Consider the following 17238-nt stretch of genomic DNA (forward strand, 5'->3'; position numbering starts at 1 on the left):
CCGCGCGAGGCGATGCGGGGCCACCGGCTCAGGCGTCCCGCTCCCGCAGCAGCAGATAGCCGCCCAGCAGGGCCACCGCGACCCACCCCACCATGATCGCGAGCCCGCCCCAGGGGCCGTACGGAGTGCTGTCGTCGATCGGGGTGACCACCTGCATGATCTTGCTGCCGGCCTGGTCGGGCAGATAGCGGGCGACCTTCTTCGTCGCCGACACGGCGCCCAGGATGTTGGAGATCAGGAAGAAGAACGGCATCAGGACGCCGAGCGACAGCATCGGACTGCGCAGCATCGCGGCCACACCCATGGAGAACAGGGCGATGAGCGTCATGTAGAGCGCCCCGCCGATGACCGCGCGCAGCACGCCGGTATCACCGATGGACGTCGAATGGTCGCCCAGCATCGCCTGTCCGAGGAAGAACGCGGCGAAGCTGGTGACGACGCCGACCGCGAAGGCGAGCCCGGCCGCCACCGTGAGCTTGCTCGCGAGGAACGTGCCGCGCTGCGGTACGGCGGCCAGCGAGGTGCGGATCATGCCGGTGCTGTACTCGTTCGACACGACGAGAACCCCGAACACGATCATCGCGAGCTGTCCCAGACTCATCCCCGCGAAACTCGTGTACGTCGGGTCGAAGGAGAGCCGGTCCTTCTCGCTGAGGTCGCTCCACTGGTTCTTGAACAGCAGCGAGATCAGCGCGCCGAGCGCGATCGTCACCACGGCCGCGAGACCGAGCGTCCACACCGTGGACGCCACCGACCTGATCTTGGTCCACTCGGACCGGATGACCTGAGCGGCCGTCATGACCGTCCTTTCTGCCAGCCGTCGCCCCAGGACCCCGCCGGGGAACCGGGTGGGGGACCGGGTGGGGGACCAGCCGGGAAGCCGGTCAGGGCCGGGGTGTCGGAGTGCGCGTGGTACTCGACGGACTCGGCGGTCAGCTGCATGAACGCCTCCTCCAGGGAGGCCTGCTGGGGGCTCAGCTCGTGCAGTACGAGGTGGTGCTGCGCGGCCAGCTCACCGATCTGCTCGGCCTTGCCGCCGTCCACCTCGAGCGTCTCGCCGCCGGCCTGCACCGCGGTGATCCCGGCGGCGTACAGGACGTCGAGCAGCCGTTCGCGCTGAGGGGAGCGGATACGGACGTACGAACGCGAGTTCTGCTCGATGAAGTCCGCCATGGAGGTGTCGGCGAGGAGCCGACCCTGCCCGATGACAACCAGGTGGTCGGCGGTCAGCGCCATCTCGCTCATGAGATGCGAGGAGACGAAGACCGTCCGGCCCTGACCGGCCAGCGACTTCATCAGGTTGCGGATCCAGTGGATGCCCTCGGGGTCGAGGCCGTTGACCGGCTCGTCGAACATCAGGATCCGCGGGTCACCGAGGAGCGCGCCCGCGATACCGAGCCGTTGTCCCATGCCGAGGGAGAACCCCTTGGCCTTCTTCCGGGCGACCGACGTGAGACCCACGGTGTCGAGCACCTCGTGCACGCGCGCGCGGGGGATGCCGTTGCTCTGTGCGAGACAGAGGAGGTGGTTGAAGGCGCTGCGCCCGCCGTGCATGGCCTTGGCGTCGAGCAGGGCGCCGATGTAGGTGAGGGGGTCCTTGAGGCGGTCGTAGTGCTTACCGTCGATCCGGACGTCACCCGCGGTGGGGCGGTCCAGGCCGAGCATCATCCGCATGGTGGTGGACTTGCCGGCGCCGTTGGGGCCGAGGAAGCCGGTCACGATGCCGGGTCTGACGGTGAACGTCAGATGGTTGACCGCCACCTTCTCGCCGTACCGCTTGGTCAGCCCCTCTAGCTCGATCATGCGGCCACGCTAGTTGGGGGTGTCGGGCGCGGCCAGTTGGCTTCGCCGGGCGGGGGATCAAGTGTGCGGCAACATTTTCCGGGGGTGGTCGCCGGTGGGTGGGTGCTGCGCCGTCGTGGCTTGTCGCGCAGTTCCCCGCGCCCCTAGGCATGTGCCCTTGCCCCCTGTCTGCAAGTGACCGCCAAGAAGCCCCGAGGCCCGCACCCCCGTTTGAAGGGATGCGGGCCTCAGGAACCGCTTGTCCTACCTGCTTACCGGGACTGCTGGGCCGGGACTCCGCGGGTGATGGGCTCGTCGTCCGTGACCGGGGCGCCGGCGGCGGCGACGGCGGCTCCTGTCAGGGTGGCGAGCATCTCGCGGACGTTCGTCAGCTGGGCGTTGATCGAGTCGCGGCGGTTGGTGAGAGCCGCCAGCTCGCGCTCCGATTCCGAACGGATCCGGTCGGCCTTGGCGTTCGCGTCGGCCACGATGTCCTCGGCCTGGCGCTGGGCCGTCTCGACGGTCTGGCGGGCGCGGCGCTCGGCGTCCGTGCGCAGCTTCTCGGCCTCCAGGCGGAGCTGCTCCGCGCGGTGCTCGATCTCCGCGAGGCGCTTCTCGGCCTTGGCCTGACGGGACGCGAGGTCGCGCTCCGACTGCTCACGGCGCTTGGCGAGGTTCGTCTCGAAGTCCGCAGCGGCCTGGGCGGCCTTGGCGCGGGTCTCCTCGAAGAGGGCGTCCGCCTCCTCACGCTTGGACTGCGCGTCCTTCGTCGCCTCCTGGCGGAGCTGCGAGGCGTCGCTCTTGGCCTTCTCGACGATCCGGACGCCCTCGTCCTCCGCCTTGGACTTGCGGTCCGCAGCGAACGATTCTGCGTCGTTGCGCACCTGCTGGGCCGCCGACTCGGCGAGCTCACGGTGCTGCTCGGCCGCGCGACGGGCCTCCTCGCGCAGGTCCTTCGCCTCCTCCTCGGCGAGACGGAGGATCTTCTCGACGCGCGCGCCGAGGCCGGCGTACGACGGCTCTGCGTCGCTCACCTGGGCCTGGGCGTTCTGCGTTTCGAGGTGGAGCTCCTCGATGCGCTTTTCCAGAGCAGTGATGCGAGCCAGAGCGCTGTCACGGTCGGAGACGAGCTTCGAGATGCGTTCGTCCACCTGAGCGCGGTCGTACCCACGCCGCACAAGCTCGAAGCCGTAGGGGGAAGTGTCGCTCATGGGGTTCCTGTCGAATGAGACCGGTGAGGTGATAGGGGGAATCCTAGGGGTCCAAGCGGCGTGTCATCGAGCAGTCACCCGATTGATATGGAGAATGAGACCCCTTTTGAGTGGCTAACCGGCGGACTGCTTGCCAAAGAATTGGTCAAAGACGCCAGAAAGCCCCACAGAGTGCACACAGTGACCCCTCCGCGTTAACCCTGAACGGGCCCTCCGTGCTAGCTCTCTGACGACTTGCCACCCGATCGAGTTACGCCGACGGCAGCGCCCGCCTTGACACCGCCGTCCTTGTTCGCCGACGGGGCCTCAAAAGACTCCAACGCTTCCAGGACGTCCTGGACACGGGAGATCTCCGCCTGAATGTCCTCGCGGCGCCGGACGAGGATCTCGAGCTCGCGCTTGCCCTCCTCGACCGTGGCCTTCGCCTCGCGGATCGCCTCGGCCCGCAGCTCCTCGGCCTCCCGGATCAGCGAGGACTTCTTCTGCTCGGCCTCCTTCAGGAGCCCCTCGGCCTTCTTGACGGCGGCGATGCGGACCTTGCCCGCCTCGGAGTTGGCCTCCGAGACCAGGTCCCTGGCCTTCGCCTCAGCCTTGGCGAGCTGCTCCTCGGCGGCCGTGATCAGCGCGTCGCAGCGGTCGCCGGTGGACCTCATGGTCTCGGCGGCCTCACGGCGGGCCCGCTCGTGCAGGCTCTCGATCTCGGCCGTGATGCGGTCGCGCAGCTCCTCCGCGCGCTCCCTTATGGCGGTGGCGTCCCGGCGTGCGCCGACAAGCAGCTCGTCCGCGTCCGCACGGGCCTTCTCCACCGTCGAGTTGCCCCGCGCGGTCGCCTGTCCCACCAGTCGCTCGGCCTCGGTGCGGGCCGCGCCCACCATCGAGTCGGCCTGCGCCTCCGCCTCCGCGGTCGTCTTCTGCGCGGCCTGCTGCGACTCCGACAGCAGCTTGTCGACCTCGGCGGCCGTCTCCGTGATGAGGGTGTCGACCTGCTCGGCCGCCTCGGAGCGCCGCTTGTTGGCCTCCTTGCGGGCCTCGTCCAGCGTGCTGTCGGCCTCGTCGCGTGCGGTCGACATGAGCCGGTCGGCCTCCGCCGCCGCCTCGGCCTTGACCCGCTCCGCCTCGGCCCGGACGCGCTCCGCGTGCAGCTGCGCCGAACCGACCGTGTCGGCGGCCTCGGCCCGCAGCCGCTCCGCTTCCCCGGTCGCCTCCGAGACCAGCTGCTCGGCCGTGGCCACGGACTCGGCCCGGACCCGCTCCGCCTCGGCGTTGGTCTCCTCGGTGAGCCGCTCCGCCTCCGCCGTCACCTCGGTGATCAGCGTGTCCGCCTGCGTCGCCGCGTCCGAACGGATCCGGTTCGCGTCCTCGCGGGCCTCCGCACGGCTGCGCGCCGCGTCCTGCTCGGCGCCCGCGATGGTGTCCGACGCCTCCGTACGCACCCGCTGGGCGTGCGCGGCGGCGTCCTGACGCAGCCGCTCCGCCTCGGCGATGGCGTCGCCCACCGTGCGCTCGGCGAGCGACTTGGCGTGCTCCGACGCCTCCGCCGCCTCGCGCCGCACCCGGCTCGCGTCCTCGGAGGCCCGCTCCCGCTCGGAGTAGGCGTCCGCGCGGACCCGGTCCGACTCCTCCTGCGCCTCGCGGCGCATCCGCTCGGCGACATGCTCGGCGGCGGAGCGCAGCCCCTGGATCTCCTCCTGGGCCTGCTCGTGCAGCCCGGACACCGACTCCCGCACCTGCTGGGCGTGCTGTTCGGCGGCCGACACCATCTCGTTGGCCCGCCGGTCCGCCTCCTCGACCAGCCGTACGGCCTCCGCCTGGGCGTCCTCCACGCGCCTGCGCGCCGACGCCAGCAGCTCCTCGCTCTGCTCGCGGGCCCGCTCACGCTCCTGGTCGGCCTCCTGGCGGGCGGAACCGAGGGTCTCCTCGGCCTCGCGGCGACGCCGGGCGGCCTCCTCCTGCGCGGCGGCCAGCGTCTCCGACGCCTCCGTCGCCAGCCGCTCGGCGGCGGCCTGCGCCTCCGTCCGTACCCGGTCGGCGGTGTCCTGGGCCTCCGACTTCAGCCGCTCGGCCTCGGCCACCGCCTCGGACCGCAGGCGTACGGCGATGGCCTCGCCCTCCGCCCGGGACGCCGACGCGTCCGCCGCGGCCTCGTCGCGCAGCCGCTGGATCTCCGCGTCGGCCTGCGCCTGGAGGCTGCGGACGCGCTCGGCCGCCTCGGAACGCAGCCGTTCCGCCTCCTCGGACCCCTCGCGGCGGACCCGGTCGGCCTCCGCGCGGGCGTCGGTGAGCGCCTGCTCGGCGGCGGTGAGGCGGTCCTCGGCCTCCGTGTGCAGCCGGGTGAGCTCGGCGGACGCCTCGTCGCGGCGCGTCTCTATGGCCCGCTCGGTCTCCTCGCGCAGCTCGCGCGCGGCCTGCTCGGCGCCCGCCGCGATGCCCTCGGCCTGCTCGACGGCCTCCGCGCGGTGCCGCTCGGCCTCCTTGCGGGTGCGCTCCAGCGTCTCCTCGGCCTGCCGGCGCAGGGTCGTCGCGCGCTCGATGGCCTCCGTACGGACCTTCTCGCTGTCCGTCTGAGCGATCTGACGCAGCTCGTCCGCGTCCGCCTTCGCCTTGGCGAGCAGGTCCTCGGCGGTCCTGGCCGCCTCCTCGATCTGCTGGACGGCCTCACGGCGGGCCTCCGCGCGGATGCGCTCGCCCTCGGCGACCGCGTCGGCGCGCAGCTGCTCGGCCTCGCCGCGCAGCCGCCGGGCCTCCTCCTGGAGCTCGACCGTCTTGGCGCGGTACTCCTTGGTGTCGTCCTTCGCCGTGCCCTTGAGCTGCTCGGCGATGTCGTGCGCCTCGGCGCGCAGCCGGTCCGCCTCGGCCTCGGCCTCGGCGCGAATGCGCTCGGCCTCCTCAGTGGCAGCCTTGGTGGTCGACTTCGCTTCCTCGGACGCCTTGTTCAGGACGTCCTCGGCAGTGCGGGCCGCCTTGGCGAGCTGGGAGGCGGTCTCCTCGGCGGTGAGACTGCGGGCGGTCTCCTCGGCCTCGGCGACGATCTTCTCGGCCTTCGCCTTGGCGTCGGCGACGGCCTCCTCGGCGGCCGCCTTGGTGGCCTCGGCCTCCTGGCTGGCCTCGGTGACCAGCCGGGCGACCTGCTCCTTCGCCGTACGGGTGCGCTGTTCGTTGGCGGACTCGGCGCTGGAGGTCGTCTTGGCGGCGGACTCCTTCGCCTCGGTGACGACCTTCTCCGCCTCGGCGCGTGCCTCGCGCAGCGCGGCCTCGGCCTCCTGCATCCGCTGCTCGGCGGCCCGGCTCAGCTCGGTGGCCTGCCGGCGGGCGCTGTCCGACTCGGTCGCCGTGGAGCTGCGCAGCTGCTCGGCGTGGTCGGCGGCCTCGCGCGCCTCGGAGGTCGCGCTGTTCAGGAGCCGCTCGGCCTCGGCGCGTGCACGGCGCAGCAGCTGGTCGGCCTCCGCGCGGGCGGACTCGCCCTCGCTCTGCAGCCGCTGCCTGGCCTCGTTCGCGACCCGCTCGGCCTCGGCGCGCGCGGCGGCCAGCGCCTGCTCGGCCTCCGCCCGCGACTCGTCGACGAGTCGGCGCGCCTGGGACTCGCTGCGGGCCCGCAGCTGCTCGGCCCACGCCACGTTCTCGTTGACGTGCGACTCGACGGTCTGGCGCCGCTCGGACAGCTCCTGGTCGAGCTGCTGGCGACGGGTGACCGCCTCCTGGTGCAGCTCGGCCTGCAGACGTGCCGCCTGCTCGGCGTGCTCCTGCAGGATGCGCTGGGTCTGGGCGCGCGCCTGCGACATCTCGCGCTCGGCGTCCTGGCGGAGCTGATCCGCCTGGATCTGGGCGTTGCGAAGCAACTGCTCGGCCTGATACCCGATGTCGCCGCCGTCATAGGCGGGCCGGGACATGAGGGTTCGGCGCGCCTCGTGAAGCTTGGCGCGCAGCACCTCGACCTGGTAGCCGAGGTCCTCGGCGTGCTGAATCGCCTTTTCCCGCTCGGTCTTCAGCCGCTCCATCTCGGCCTCGAACCGAGAGAGGTGGTCGACGTCAGCCGCCGGCTCTCGCTCCTGGCGTTCGTAGCCCCGCACTGCGCGGTCCCATCCGTCCCTGGTCGCAACCTTCTCCGAACGAGCCACGTCCATCCGCCGAACGGGGCTCCCGGGGAATGGTGTCAGATCAACGGCGAAGCACGGACTCCCGCCCTCACCCTCGGCCCCCGAAACCTGTACCCCGGCCCTCGGATCCCGCACCGCAACACACCAGGACCCGGGCCGCTTCCCGACTACACGGCAGCGGCCGTCCCCAACCCTACCGGCCCATATGTACGAGGGTCAGTGCTCAGGTGACTCAACAGGCGCCGAAGTGACCAGTTCTGTCAGTACTCCGTGGCAATCCTTCGGGTGCAGGAAGGTGATCCGCGACCCCATGGAGCCGCGCCGTGGCTCCTCGTACAGAACGCGTACGCCCTTCTCGCGGATGTCCGCTGACTCGGCATCCACATCTGCCGTACCGAAAGCGATGTGGTGCACTCCCTCCCCGTTCTTGGCCAGCCACTTGCCCACGGCCGAGTCCTCGCGGGTCGGCTCCAGGAGCTGGAGGTAGGAGGCACCGCCGTCGCCCGTGTCGTTGATCTTCAGCATGGCCTCGCGGACGCCCTGCTCCTCGTTGACCTCGGAGTGGAACACCTCGAAGCCGTATGTGGCCCGGTAGAACTCGACGGTCGCGTCGAGGTCGAAGCAGGCGATCCCGATGTGGTCGATTCGCGTCAACATGGTGTTAGTGCAGCGCGCCCGAGGTGGTTACGCAACGTGCGCGCCATCACACTGACGGCCCGATGACGGAGGGGCTACCGCTCAGTACATTCAAGTAAACCCTCGTTCACACACTCCTCAGCTCTCCAGCTGAAAGGGGATCGCACCTCATGTCAGGAACGAACAGCAGTACCTCGGTGATCGTTGCGGGCGCGCGCACGCCCATGGGACGGTTGCTGGGCTCGCTGAAGACCTTCTCCGGAGCCGACCTCGGCGGTTTCGCGATCAAGGCCGCCCTCGACCGTGCGGGGATCGGTGGCGACCAGGTGCAGTACGTGATCATGGGCCAGGTCCTCCAGGCCGGTGCGGGCCAGATCCCGGCCCGCCAGGCGGCGGTCAAGGCCGGCATCCCGATGAGCGTCCCGGCGCTGACCGTCAACAAGGTGTGTCTGTCGGGCCTGGACGCCATCGCGCTCGCCGACCAGCTGATTCGCGCCGGCGAGTTCGACATCGTCGTGGCCGGTGGCCAGGAATCGATGACGAACGCCCCCCACCTGCTCCCCAAGTCCCGTGAGGGCTACAAGTACGGCGCGATCGAGATGCTCGACGCGATGGCGTACGACGGTCTCACCGACGCCTTCGAGAACATCGCCATGGGCGAGTCGACGGAGAACCACAACACCCGCCTGGGCATCCTGCGCCCCGAGCAGGACCAGATCGGCGCCCTCTCCCACCAGCGCGCGGCGGCGGCCCAGAAGAACGGCGTGTTCGAGGCGGAGATCACGCCGGTCGAGATCCCGCAGCGCAAGGGCGAACCGATCGTTTTCAGCCAGGACGAGGGCATCCGGGCGGACACGACGGCCGAGTCGCTCGGCAAGCTGCGCCCGGCGTTCAAGAAGGACGGCACGATCACGGCGGGCACGTCGTCGCCGATCTCGGACGGCGCGGCGGCCGTGGTGGTCATGAGCAGGGCGAAGGCCGAGGAACTCGGTCTGGAGTGGATCGCGGAGATCGGCGCCCACGGCAATGTGGCGGGCCCGGACAACTCCCTCCACTCCCAGCCCTCCAACGCCATCCTGCACGCCCTCAAGAAGGAGGGCCTGGGCGTCGAGGATCTTGACCTGATCGAGATCAACGAGGCCTTCGCGGCCGTCTCGATCCAGTCAATCAAGGACCTCGGGGTCTCCACGGATCGGGTGAACGTCAACGGTGGCGCCATCGCCCTGGGCCACCCGATCGGCATGTCCGGCGCCCGGCTCGTCCTGCACCTCGCCCTGGAACTGAAGCGGCGCGGCGGCGGCGTCGGCGCGGCGGCCCTGTGCGGGGGCGGCGGCCAGGGTGACGCGCTGATCGTGCGGGTACCCAAGGCGTAAGCGGTCGCGAGCGGGCCGGCCGTACGGCCGGGATCGGAACGGAGTTGTGATGGAGGACGTCCCCACACTGGTCGCGCAGGCCAGGGAAGGCCGGCCGCGGGCCGTGGCCCGGCTGATCTCCCTGGTCGAGGGGGCGTCCGAACAACTCCGCGAGGTGATGGCCGCGCTGGCCCCGCTGGCGGGCAACGCCTACGTGGTCGGCCTCACCGGATCACCGGGCGTGGGCAAGTCGACGTCGACCTCGGCGCTGGTGACGGCGTACCGGCGCCAGGGCAGGCGGGTCGGCGTGCTCGCCGTCGACCCTTCGTCGCCGTTCTCCGGCGGCGCGCTGCTCGGCGACCGGGTGCGGATGTCGGACCACGCGTCGGACCCGGGCGTCTACATCCGCTCGATGGCGACCCGCGGCCACCTCGGCGGACTGGCCTGGGCGGCCCCGCAGGCGATCCGCGTCCTGGACGCGGCGGGCTGCGACGTGATCCTGGTCGAGACCGTGGGCGTGGGCCAGTCCGAGGTCGAGATCGCCGCGCAGGCCGACACCAGCGTGGTGCTCCTCGCCCCCGGGATGGGCGACGGCGTCCAGGCGGCCAAGGCGGGGATCCTGGAGATCGGCGATGTGTACGTCGTCAACAAGGCGGACCGGGACGGCGCGGACTCCACCGCCCGCGAGCTGAACCACATGCTCGGCCTCGGCGCGTCCAGGGCGCCCGGCGACTGGCGTCCCCCGATCGTGAAGACGGTCGCCTCCAGGGAAGAGGGCGTCGACGAGCTGGTGGAGGCCCTGGAGAAGCACCGCGCGTGGATGGAGGAGCACGGCGTCCTCGCCGAGCGCCGCCGCGCCCGCGCGTCACACGAGGTCGAGACGATCGCCGTCACGACCCTCCGCGAACGCATCGGCGACCTCCACGGCGACCGGCGCCTGAGCGCCCTGGCGGAGCGGATCGTGGCGGGTGAGCTGGACCCGTACCGTGCGGCGGACGAACTGGTCGCGGGCCTGACGGAGAAGTGAAGTGACCGCGGGCGGGCGGGATTTCGCGGTGGCCGTGGTCGACTCCCGGGCCACGCTGATACGTTGACCGGCATGTTCCTCCTCTTGGCATAGGTGCCGCCCCACACCACCGAGACCGGCCCGCACACGCGGCGCGGTCGAGGTGGTGATCCGGCGTCCCTTTCTGCCACGGCGCTTGCCCAAGGCGCCGCCTCCCAGAGGAACTTCGCATGTCCGCGACCTCGACGCGGCCTTCCTATGCCGCCGTCCTGCGTATCCCGTACGCCCGCCGCACCTTCGCCACCGCCCTGCTCGGCAGGCTGTCCTACGGCGTCGTCCCCCTGTCCGTGATGCTCGCCGTCACCCGGGCCTCCGGCTCCTACGCCGTGGCCGGCGCCGCGATGGCGCTCTTCGGCGCCACCGTCGTCCTCCTGGCGCCCGCCAGGGCCGCCCTCATCGACCGGTACGGGCCGCGCCGGGCGCTCGTCCCCCTGCTGTTCGCCCACCTCACCGCGCTCGGGCTGCTGACGGCGGCCGTCTGGCGCCCGGGTGCGCCGGCGGCCGTGCTGGGCTCCCTCACCGCCCTCGCGGGCGCCTGTGTACCGCCGCTCGGGCCGACCATGCGGGCCGTGTGGAGCACCATCGCCGAGGACCGGCTGCTGCTGCAGCGGGCGTACAGCCTCGACGGTGTCGCCGAGGAACTGCTGTTCGTCTCAGGGCCGTTGTTGGTGGGCGTCCTCGCCGGGTTCACCGTGCCGGCCGTCGGCATCGTCGTCGGGGCGGCCCTGATGGCGGCGGGCACCGCCGGTTTCGTGACCTCGCCGGCGCTACGGGGGATGCGTCCCGCGGTGCGCGGGGCCAGCCGGGGGACAGGCGGCGACAGGCGGGTGCTGGGCCGCATCCGGGGTCCGGTCGGCGCCGCCGCGGGTGTCGGACTCGGGCTCGGCTCCCTCGACCTCCTGGTCGTGGTGTTCGCCGGGCAGCACGGCCACGGCGCGGCCGGCGCGGCCTGGGTCCTGGCCGCGCTGTCCACCGGAAGCGCCGTCGGGGGGCTGCTCAACGGGGCCGTGGCGTGGTCCTGGCCGGCCCGGACCCGGCTCACCCTCATGGCGGTCGGCCTGGGTCTGGCACTCCTCGGCGCGGGACTCGCCCCCGGCCTGGGCACCCTCGCCGTCGCCATGACGGTCGCCGGGGTCTTCGTGTCCCCGGCCATCACCACCGCGTATCTCATCGCCGACGAGACGGTGGCACCCGAGGCGCGTGTCCGGGCCGGGGCATGGGTCAACACGGCGACCAACGCAGGCAGCACGATCGGCTCCGCCGGGGCGGGAGTTGTCGCGGGGCACCTGCCAGTGGGCGTCTGCTTCGCGCTGACCGGGGTGGTGGTGCTGGCGCTGGTGAGCAGTTTGTTTCCCACCCGCCCGCCCGTTTACGGTCCGATTCGTGAGTGACCCTCTAACGCCGACCGGCACCCCCAGCCCGCTCCTCAGTCCTCGTCGGACTGGACCCGCGTGATCTTCCCCGTGTCGAGCGCCACCCTCCACTCGCTCGTCGTACCGGCCTTCACCGTCTCCACGTTCCAGGCCACGGCACCGCTGTCGTCGTCCGCGTCGACCTCGGTGACCGTGCCCTTCGTGGCGGCGACGAGGGCGGCCTCGTGGGCGTCGAACCTCGCGCCCTTCAGGGCGGCCGACTCGGCGCGGTCCTCGCTGTCGTTGTCGTCGTCACCCTCGTCGTCGCGGTGCGCGCCCAGCACCTTCCCGGCGCCGGACACGTCCACGCCGTACTCGGTGCCGTCGCCCCGCACGACGTCCACGCTCCACGCGCCGGCGTCGGCGCCGTCGTCCTCCAGTTCGGCGGAGACGGCGGTGCCCGGGGTGTGCCGCAGCGCGACGGCGACGGCCTCGGCTGCGGAGACACCGCCGACGCGAACGCCCGTACGGTCCTCGGCGGCGTCGCTCCGGTCGTCCGCGTCGTCGTCCCGGTCGGTGACGACCCGCACGGTCGTACCCGTCCCCGGCCGCGCCGCCGTCCCGTCGTCGTTCGCCGCGAAGGCCACGACGGTGCCACCGGCCAGGGCGGCGGCGGTGAGGGTGGCGATGACGATGTTCCGCTTCATGGGGTTCCTGCCTCTTGGCTCGGTTCGTGGCGATTCGCTCGCTTCGATGACGAGGACCAAGCTGCCCGACGGTGGCTGAAGAAGGCCTGAAGCCACCTGAAGGCGCCTTCAGCTTCGGTTTGCGACGCTGTACGCATGCGTCTGTTGATCGTCGAGGACGAGAAGCGACTGGCCCTGTCGCTCGCCAAGGGCCTGACGGCCGAGGGATACGCCGTGGACGTCGTCCACGACGGCCGCGAGGGCCTGCACCGGGCCACCGAGACGCCGTACGACCTGGTGATCCTCGACATCATGCTGCCCGGCCTCAACGGCTACCGCGTCTGCGCGGCCCTGCGCGCCGCCGGGCACGACGTACCGATCCTGATGCTCACCGCCAAGGACGGCGAGTACGACGAGGCGGAGGGCCTGGACACCGGCGCCGACGACTATCTGACCAAGCCCTTCTCCTACGTCGTCCTGGTCGCCCGAGTGAAGGCGCTGCTGCGCCGGAGCGGGCCTGCGGGGGCCTCGCCCGTCCATGTGGTCGGCGAGCTGAGGGTCGACACCGCGGCCCACCTTGTCCACGTCGGCGGATGCGAAGTCACCCTCACGGCAAAGGAGTTCGCCGTCCTGGAGCAACTCGTCGTGCGGGCCGGCGAGGTGGTGTCCAAGGCGCGGATCCTGGAGCACGTCTGGGACTTCGCGTTCGACGGCGACCCGAACATCGTCGAGGTCTACGTCAGCACACTGCGCCGGAAGCTCGGAGCCCCGCTGATCCGGACCGTGCGCGGCGCCGGCTACCGGCTGGAGGTGCCGCGGTGAGACGCGCGCTCGGCTCCGTACGGGCCCGGGCGACCCTCGGCGCCACCGTCGTCGTCGCGGTCGCACTGGTCGCCGCCGGGACCGCCGTACTGCTCTCCCTGTGGTCCAACCTCAGCGGTCAGGCCGGTACGCAGGCCGAGCGGACCGCGCGGGCGGTCGCCGCCGACCTCGCGGCCGGGACGGCGTACGACACGCTGTCGCTCGACGCCGACGACCGGCCCGTCCAGGTCGTCGACGCGTCCGGGCGGCTGGTCGCGGCCAGTGAGGACCTGGAGCGGATCAGCGGCACGGGTGTGGCGGCGGTGACGCCGAAGGTGCCTGCGGGCGGCGGCTATGGCGACAGCGGGGCCGGGGGCGACGATGACGACGGCTCCCTCTCGCCCGGCGAGATCGACGACGACGTCTCCTTCACCGACGGATCCGCGACCGTCGAGGGCGACGAGGCCGACTACCGGTTCGCGGCCGTACGGGTCGAGGTCGACGACAGCGGCACGCTCACCGTGTACGCGGGAGCGCCGCTCTCCGCCGAACAGAGCGCCGTCAGCACCGCGTTGACCGTCATGCTGATCGGATTCCCGCTGCTCCTCGGTGTCGTCGCGGGCGTCACCTGGCTGGTCACCCGGCGCGCGCTGCGCCCGGTCGAGGGCATCCGGGCCGAGATGGCCGCGATCACAGCCTCCCAGGACCTCGCCCGCCGCGTCCCCGTGCCGGACACCCATGACGAGGTGGCCAGGCTCGCCCGGACCACCAACGAGACCCTGGCCGCCCTGGAGACCTCCGTGGAACGCCAGCGCCGGTTCGTCGCCGACGCCTCCCACGAACTGCGCAGCCCCATCGCCTCCCTGCGCACCCAGCTCGAAGTCGGCTCCGCACACCCGGAGTTGCTGGACGTCGAGGGCGCGGTCGAGGACACCGTACGGCTGCAGCGCCTCGCCGCCGACCTGCTGCTGCTCGCCCGGCTGGACGCGGGGGAGCGGCCCGCCGACGCGCGCTTCGACCTCGCGGAACTGGTCCGGGAGCAGGCGGAAGGGCGGGCAGGACTGACGGTCGGCGTGGAGAGGGTGGAAGTGGCCGGATCCCGGGGGCAGTTGGGGCGGCTGGTCGCCAACCTGTTGGACAACGCGCAACGGCACGCCCGGTCGGCGGTCACGGTGTCCGTACGGCGGGAGGGAGCGCGGGCCGTGGTCGAGGTCGCCGACGACGGGGACGGGGTGCCCGAGGCGGACCGGGAGCGGGTGTTCGAGCGGTTCGTACGGCTCGACGCCGCCCGCAGCCGCGACGACGGGGGCGCCGGCCTGGGACTCGCCATCGCCCGGGACGTCGCCGTACGGCACGGCGGCACACTGACCGTGGGTGAAGCGGCGACAGGCGGAGCCCTGTTCGAGCTCCGCCTGCCTGTCACTTGATCTGCCGGATGCGCCTGATGTGTCTGACCTGTCGGATGCGTCGAACAGGCCTACGGCCTGCCCCGGTGGCCGCGCAGGTGCTGGGCGATCGGCTTGAGCGAGGTGCTGAGCTCGGCCAGCGCCTCGGGGGTCAGCAGGTCGATGAAGTGCCGCCGCACAGACGCCACATGATGGGGCGCGACCTTGTTCATCGTCTCCATCCCCTGCTCCGTGAGCACCGCGTACAGGCCTCGCCGGTCGGACTCGCAGTTCTCGCGGCGGACCAGGTTCGCGTTCTCCATGCGGGTGATCTGGTGGGACAGCCGGCTCTTGGACTGGAGGGTGGCCGACGCGAGGTCGCTCATCCGCATGCGGACGCCCTCGGACTCGGAGAGGTTCACGAGGATCTCGTAGTCGTTCATCGTCAGGCCGAACGGTTGCAGGTCCTTTTCGAGCTGGTAGGTCAACAGCCTGTTGACCTCCAGGTGGGTGCGCCAGGCGCACTGCTCCGCGTCGGTCAGCCAGCTTGTGGCCGTCTCGGTCTCCATGAATGAAGTCTACCTAAAAGGTTGAAAGGCGAACTAGTGAGGGTGGCGTGACGGCGCGCACATGTTCGACGTCACACTCCGCAGACTACCGCTCACAGCCCGAAGCGACGCTGGAGGTCACCGAGCTGTCCGGGAAGGCGCGGTACGCCCGGTTGCTGTGGATGGCCTGCGGGAGCTCCGCCGCCACCCGGCACCCCGGGCTCGGACGGAACCACCCCGGTGGCCTGCTCCGCCATCAGCGTCTCGCTCGACTGGAGCAGCACCGTGCCGGCCCCGACGAACTCGAACTGGTGCTCCTCGCCGGAGGCCCCGCCGATGCCCGTCATCGCACGTAGACCCCCCATGAGGCCTGTCATGTACCCATGGTCGTAGTGGTGGCACGGGGAGGGGCAGTCGGCCCAGCCGACCAGGGCCTGCGGGTCCACCCGGATCGGGGGTTCCATGAACACCACCGGGCCGTTCGAGGCGGCCACGAACTTGCCCGTACCGATGAGGGTCAGGAAGCCCGGCACGATCGACTGCTTCAGCGCGAGACTTGGCTGAAAAGCGAGAAGATTGCCGGAGCGAATGGTCAGGTTGCCGTCTTCCAGATCGTACGAATTCACGTCGAAGGCCCGGTCGGCGAGGAGCATCTTGCCCGAACCCTCGGCGACGACCCAGTCGCTCGCGTGCAGAGGCGAATGAAAGGACGTACGGACAAGACGGTCCAGCCGGCCGTGTCCGACGCCGTTGAAGTCGACCGTCCCGTAGTAGGCGATCATCTTCCCCTTCTGCAGGAACCACTGGCTCCCCTTGAGCTCCACGCAGAAGGTGTACTTGTTGACGTTGTCGTCGGACGGCAGCGTCATCGGGTCGTGGACGACGAGCCTGGCGCCCGGGTAGGTGGTCACAGTTTTTCCTCCGACGCCTGGACGTAGACCGCACCGCTGCCGCTGAGCTCCAACTGGAACGCCTCGCCCGAGCCGCGGCCCACCATGTCGCGCCAACCCAGCGCGGTCGACAGCTTGTTGCGGACGTCGCCGTGGTGCGCGACGTACGCCTGCGGGTCGACATGGACCGGGCGCTGGGGGGTGATCGGCACCTCGATGACCCCGCCGTGGGCCATGACGGCGACCGCTCCGTGTCCCTTGAGGGTGGTGGTGAACAGCCCCTGGCCCGTCACCTGGCCCCGGACCATGCCCATGACGCCGCCCTGCGAGCCCATGAACATCGTGCCCTGCTGGAGCGTGCCGTCGAAGGCGAGGAGGCGGTCCGCCTCGACGCACAGAGTGTCCCCGGCGAGGTTGATGACCTGGATGTGGTGGCCGCCGTGCCCGAAGAAGACCGTGCCGCTGCCCTCGACCGTCATCAGCGGCGTGGCCTCGTTGGCGACCCGGCGGCCGATCATCGACATGATCCCGCCCTGGCCGCCCTGCATGTTGGGCGTGAAGGACACCTCGCCCTTGTAGGCGAGCATCGCCCCGCGCTGACTGAACAGGCGCTGACCGGGCATGACGGTCGCCTCGACCATCTTGGAGTTGATCTCACGGAAGGGCATGTCACACGTCCCCGGCGATCGTGTTGCGCTCACTGGGCTGGACGTACACCAGGCCGTCGCCCTCGAAGCGGATCTGGAAGGCCTCGCCGCCGCCCTCACCCATGAACGTGCGGAACGTCACACCGGACTGGAAGGACTGCCGGACGTTGCCCTGGTGCGCGATGTACGCCCCCGGGTCGACCGTCAGCGGGAACTGCGGGCTCACGCGCAGCACCACCGCCGGCCCGTCCGACATGATCGCCGCCTGGCCGTGCCCCTCGACGGTCGTCGTGAACAGGCCGTTGCCCTGAGAGGCGCCGCGCAGCCCGGTGAACGACGTGCCCGTACGCAGGCCCGAGTCGGTCGCCAGCAGGTTGCTCGACTCCACGTACAGCTTGTCCCCCTGGAGGCCGACAAGGTTGATCTCGGAGGCCCGGTCGGCGAACCAGCACGTCCCGTGCCCCTTCACCTCCATCAGGGTCATCTGCTCACCGGTGATCCTTCGGGTGACCATCCCCCGGATGCCCTCACCTCCGCCGCTGAGCTTCTTGAAGTCCATCTGTCCGTCGTACGCCACCATCGAGCCGTTCTTCGCCTTCACGGCGTCCCCGGTCATGTCGATGGCCAGCACCTTGCTGCCTTGAAGTCGAAACATCGCCACGTGGCGAAGGTAGCCCGCCGGGCGCCCCCGGCAACAGATCCCGAAGGTGGAGATCGCCCCCGAATCTCCCCCTAGGGGGCGCGCCTCTGTCTGCAGGGTTCGTCCGCACGGTCGTCCACACCCCCGT

General features: G+C 71.1%; 15 protein-coding genes. 5 read left to right on the plus strand and 10 right to left on the minus strand.

Annotation, left to right across the window (positions count from 1 at the left end; genetic code table 11):
- Nucleotides 1-28: 28 nt before the first annotated feature.
- The 5 genes from OG241_RS38660 to mce all read right to left on the minus strand — a co-directional run bounded on the left by OG241_RS38660 (nucleotide 29) and on the right by mce (nucleotide 7744).
- The gene (locus OG241_RS38660) at nucleotides 29-799 is read right to left on the minus strand and encodes an ABC transporter permease (RefSeq protein WP_405822222.1); all 771 of its coding nucleotides are present in this window, start codon (nucleotides 797-799) and stop codon (nucleotides 29-31) included.
- On the minus strand, nucleotides 796-1803 hold the full coding sequence (locus OG241_RS38665) for an ABC transporter ATP-binding protein (RefSeq protein WP_405822224.1): 1008 nt from the start codon (nucleotides 1801-1803) through the stop codon (nucleotides 796-798). Before OG241_RS38665 ends, OG241_RS38660 begins: the two co-directional genes overlap by 4 nt.
- A gap of 251 nt (nucleotides 1804-2054) precedes the next feature.
- The gene (locus OG241_RS38670) at nucleotides 2055-2993 is read right to left on the minus strand and encodes a cellulose-binding protein (protein WP_319098089.1); all 939 of its coding nucleotides are present in this window, start codon (nucleotides 2991-2993) and stop codon (nucleotides 2055-2057) included.
- 218 nt (nucleotides 2994-3211) lie between these two features.
- Nucleotides 3212-7060 (minus strand): polarized growth protein Scy, encoded by a 3849-nt coding sequence (scy, locus tag OG241_RS38675; protein WP_405822226.1) that lies wholly within the window; start codon nucleotides 7058-7060, stop codon nucleotides 3212-3214.
- Between the two features lie 243 nt (nucleotides 7061-7303).
- The gene (mce, locus tag OG241_RS38680) at nucleotides 7304-7744 is read right to left on the minus strand and encodes a methylmalonyl-CoA epimerase (protein ID WP_405822228.1); all 441 of its coding nucleotides are present in this window, start codon (nucleotides 7742-7744) and stop codon (nucleotides 7304-7306) included.
- A gap of 149 nt (nucleotides 7745-7893) precedes the next feature.
- Here mce and OG241_RS38685 point away from each other — a divergent pair, with 149 nt between their 5' ends.
- The 3 genes from OG241_RS38685 to OG241_RS38695 all read left to right on the plus strand — a co-directional run bounded on the left by OG241_RS38685 (nucleotide 7894) and on the right by OG241_RS38695 (nucleotide 11532).
- Nucleotides 7894-9096 (plus strand): acetyl-CoA C-acetyltransferase, encoded by a 1203-nt coding sequence (locus OG241_RS38685; protein WP_405822229.1) that lies wholly within the window; start codon nucleotides 7894-7896, stop codon nucleotides 9094-9096.
- 49 nt (nucleotides 9097-9145) lie between these two features.
- Complete coding sequence (meaB, locus tag OG241_RS38690) at nucleotides 9146-10102, plus strand: methylmalonyl Co-A mutase-associated GTPase MeaB (protein ID WP_405822231.1); 957 nt, start codon at nucleotides 9146-9148, stop codon at nucleotides 10100-10102.
- A 209-nt stretch (nucleotides 10103-10311) separates the two neighbouring features.
- Nucleotides 10312-11532, plus strand: coding sequence for an MFS transporter (locus tag OG241_RS38695; RefSeq protein ID WP_405822233.1), 1221 nt, complete (start codon nucleotides 10312-10314; stop codon nucleotides 11530-11532).
- A 35-nt stretch (nucleotides 11533-11567) separates the two neighbouring features.
- On the opposite strand, the gene OG241_RS38700 is transcribed toward OG241_RS38695, so the two are convergent.
- The gene (locus OG241_RS38700; protein WP_405822235.1) at nucleotides 11568-12200 is read right to left on the minus strand and encodes a PepSY domain-containing protein; all 633 of its coding nucleotides are present in this window, start codon (nucleotides 12198-12200) and stop codon (nucleotides 11568-11570) included.
- A gap of 135 nt (nucleotides 12201-12335) precedes the next feature.
- Between OG241_RS38700 and OG241_RS38705 the strand changes: the two genes are divergently transcribed.
- Both OG241_RS38705 and OG241_RS38710 read left to right on the plus strand, forming a co-directional pair.
- Nucleotides 12336-13001: a response regulator transcription factor gene (locus OG241_RS38705; protein ID WP_405822237.1), complete on the plus strand. Its 666-nt coding sequence runs from the start codon at nucleotides 12336-12338 to the stop codon at nucleotides 12999-13001.
- Nucleotides 12998-14407, plus strand: a complete 1410-nt coding sequence (locus OG241_RS38710; protein WP_405822239.1) for a sensor histidine kinase — start codon at nucleotides 12998-13000, stop codon at nucleotides 14405-14407. The genes OG241_RS38705 and OG241_RS38710 overlap by 4 nt, the downstream gene beginning before the upstream one ends.
- Nucleotides 14408-14457: 50 nt before the next feature.
- Here OG241_RS38710 and OG241_RS38715 read toward each other — a convergent pair whose 3' ends face one another.
- From OG241_RS38715 to OG241_RS38730, 4 genes are all read right to left on the minus strand, one after another.
- Entirely contained in the window at nucleotides 14458-14934 is a 477-nt protein-coding gene (locus tag OG241_RS38715) for a MarR family winged helix-turn-helix transcriptional regulator (protein ID WP_405822240.1), read from the minus strand.
- A 92-nt stretch (nucleotides 14935-15026) separates the two neighbouring features.
- Nucleotides 15027-15824 carry an AIM24 family protein gene (locus OG241_RS38720; RefSeq protein WP_405822241.1) on the minus strand — a complete coding sequence of 266 codons (798 nt, stop codon included), beginning with the start codon at nucleotides 15822-15824 and terminating at the stop codon, nucleotides 15027-15029.
- Nucleotides 15821-16471: an AIM24 family protein gene (locus OG241_RS38725; protein ID WP_405822243.1), complete on the minus strand. Its 651-nt coding sequence runs from the start codon at nucleotides 16469-16471 to the stop codon at nucleotides 15821-15823. The genes OG241_RS38720 and OG241_RS38725 overlap by 4 nt, the downstream gene beginning before the upstream one ends.
- 1 nt (nucleotide 16472) lies before the next feature.
- Entirely contained in the window at nucleotides 16473-17105 is a 633-nt protein-coding gene (locus OG241_RS38730) for an AIM24 family protein (RefSeq protein ID WP_319098136.1), read from the minus strand.
- Nucleotides 17106-17238 lie beyond the last annotated feature (133 nt).

Source organism: Streptomyces sp. NBC_01390 (genome assembly GCF_045040105.1).
Classification (GTDB): Bacteria; Actinomycetota; Actinomycetes; order Streptomycetales; family Streptomycetaceae; genus Streptomyces.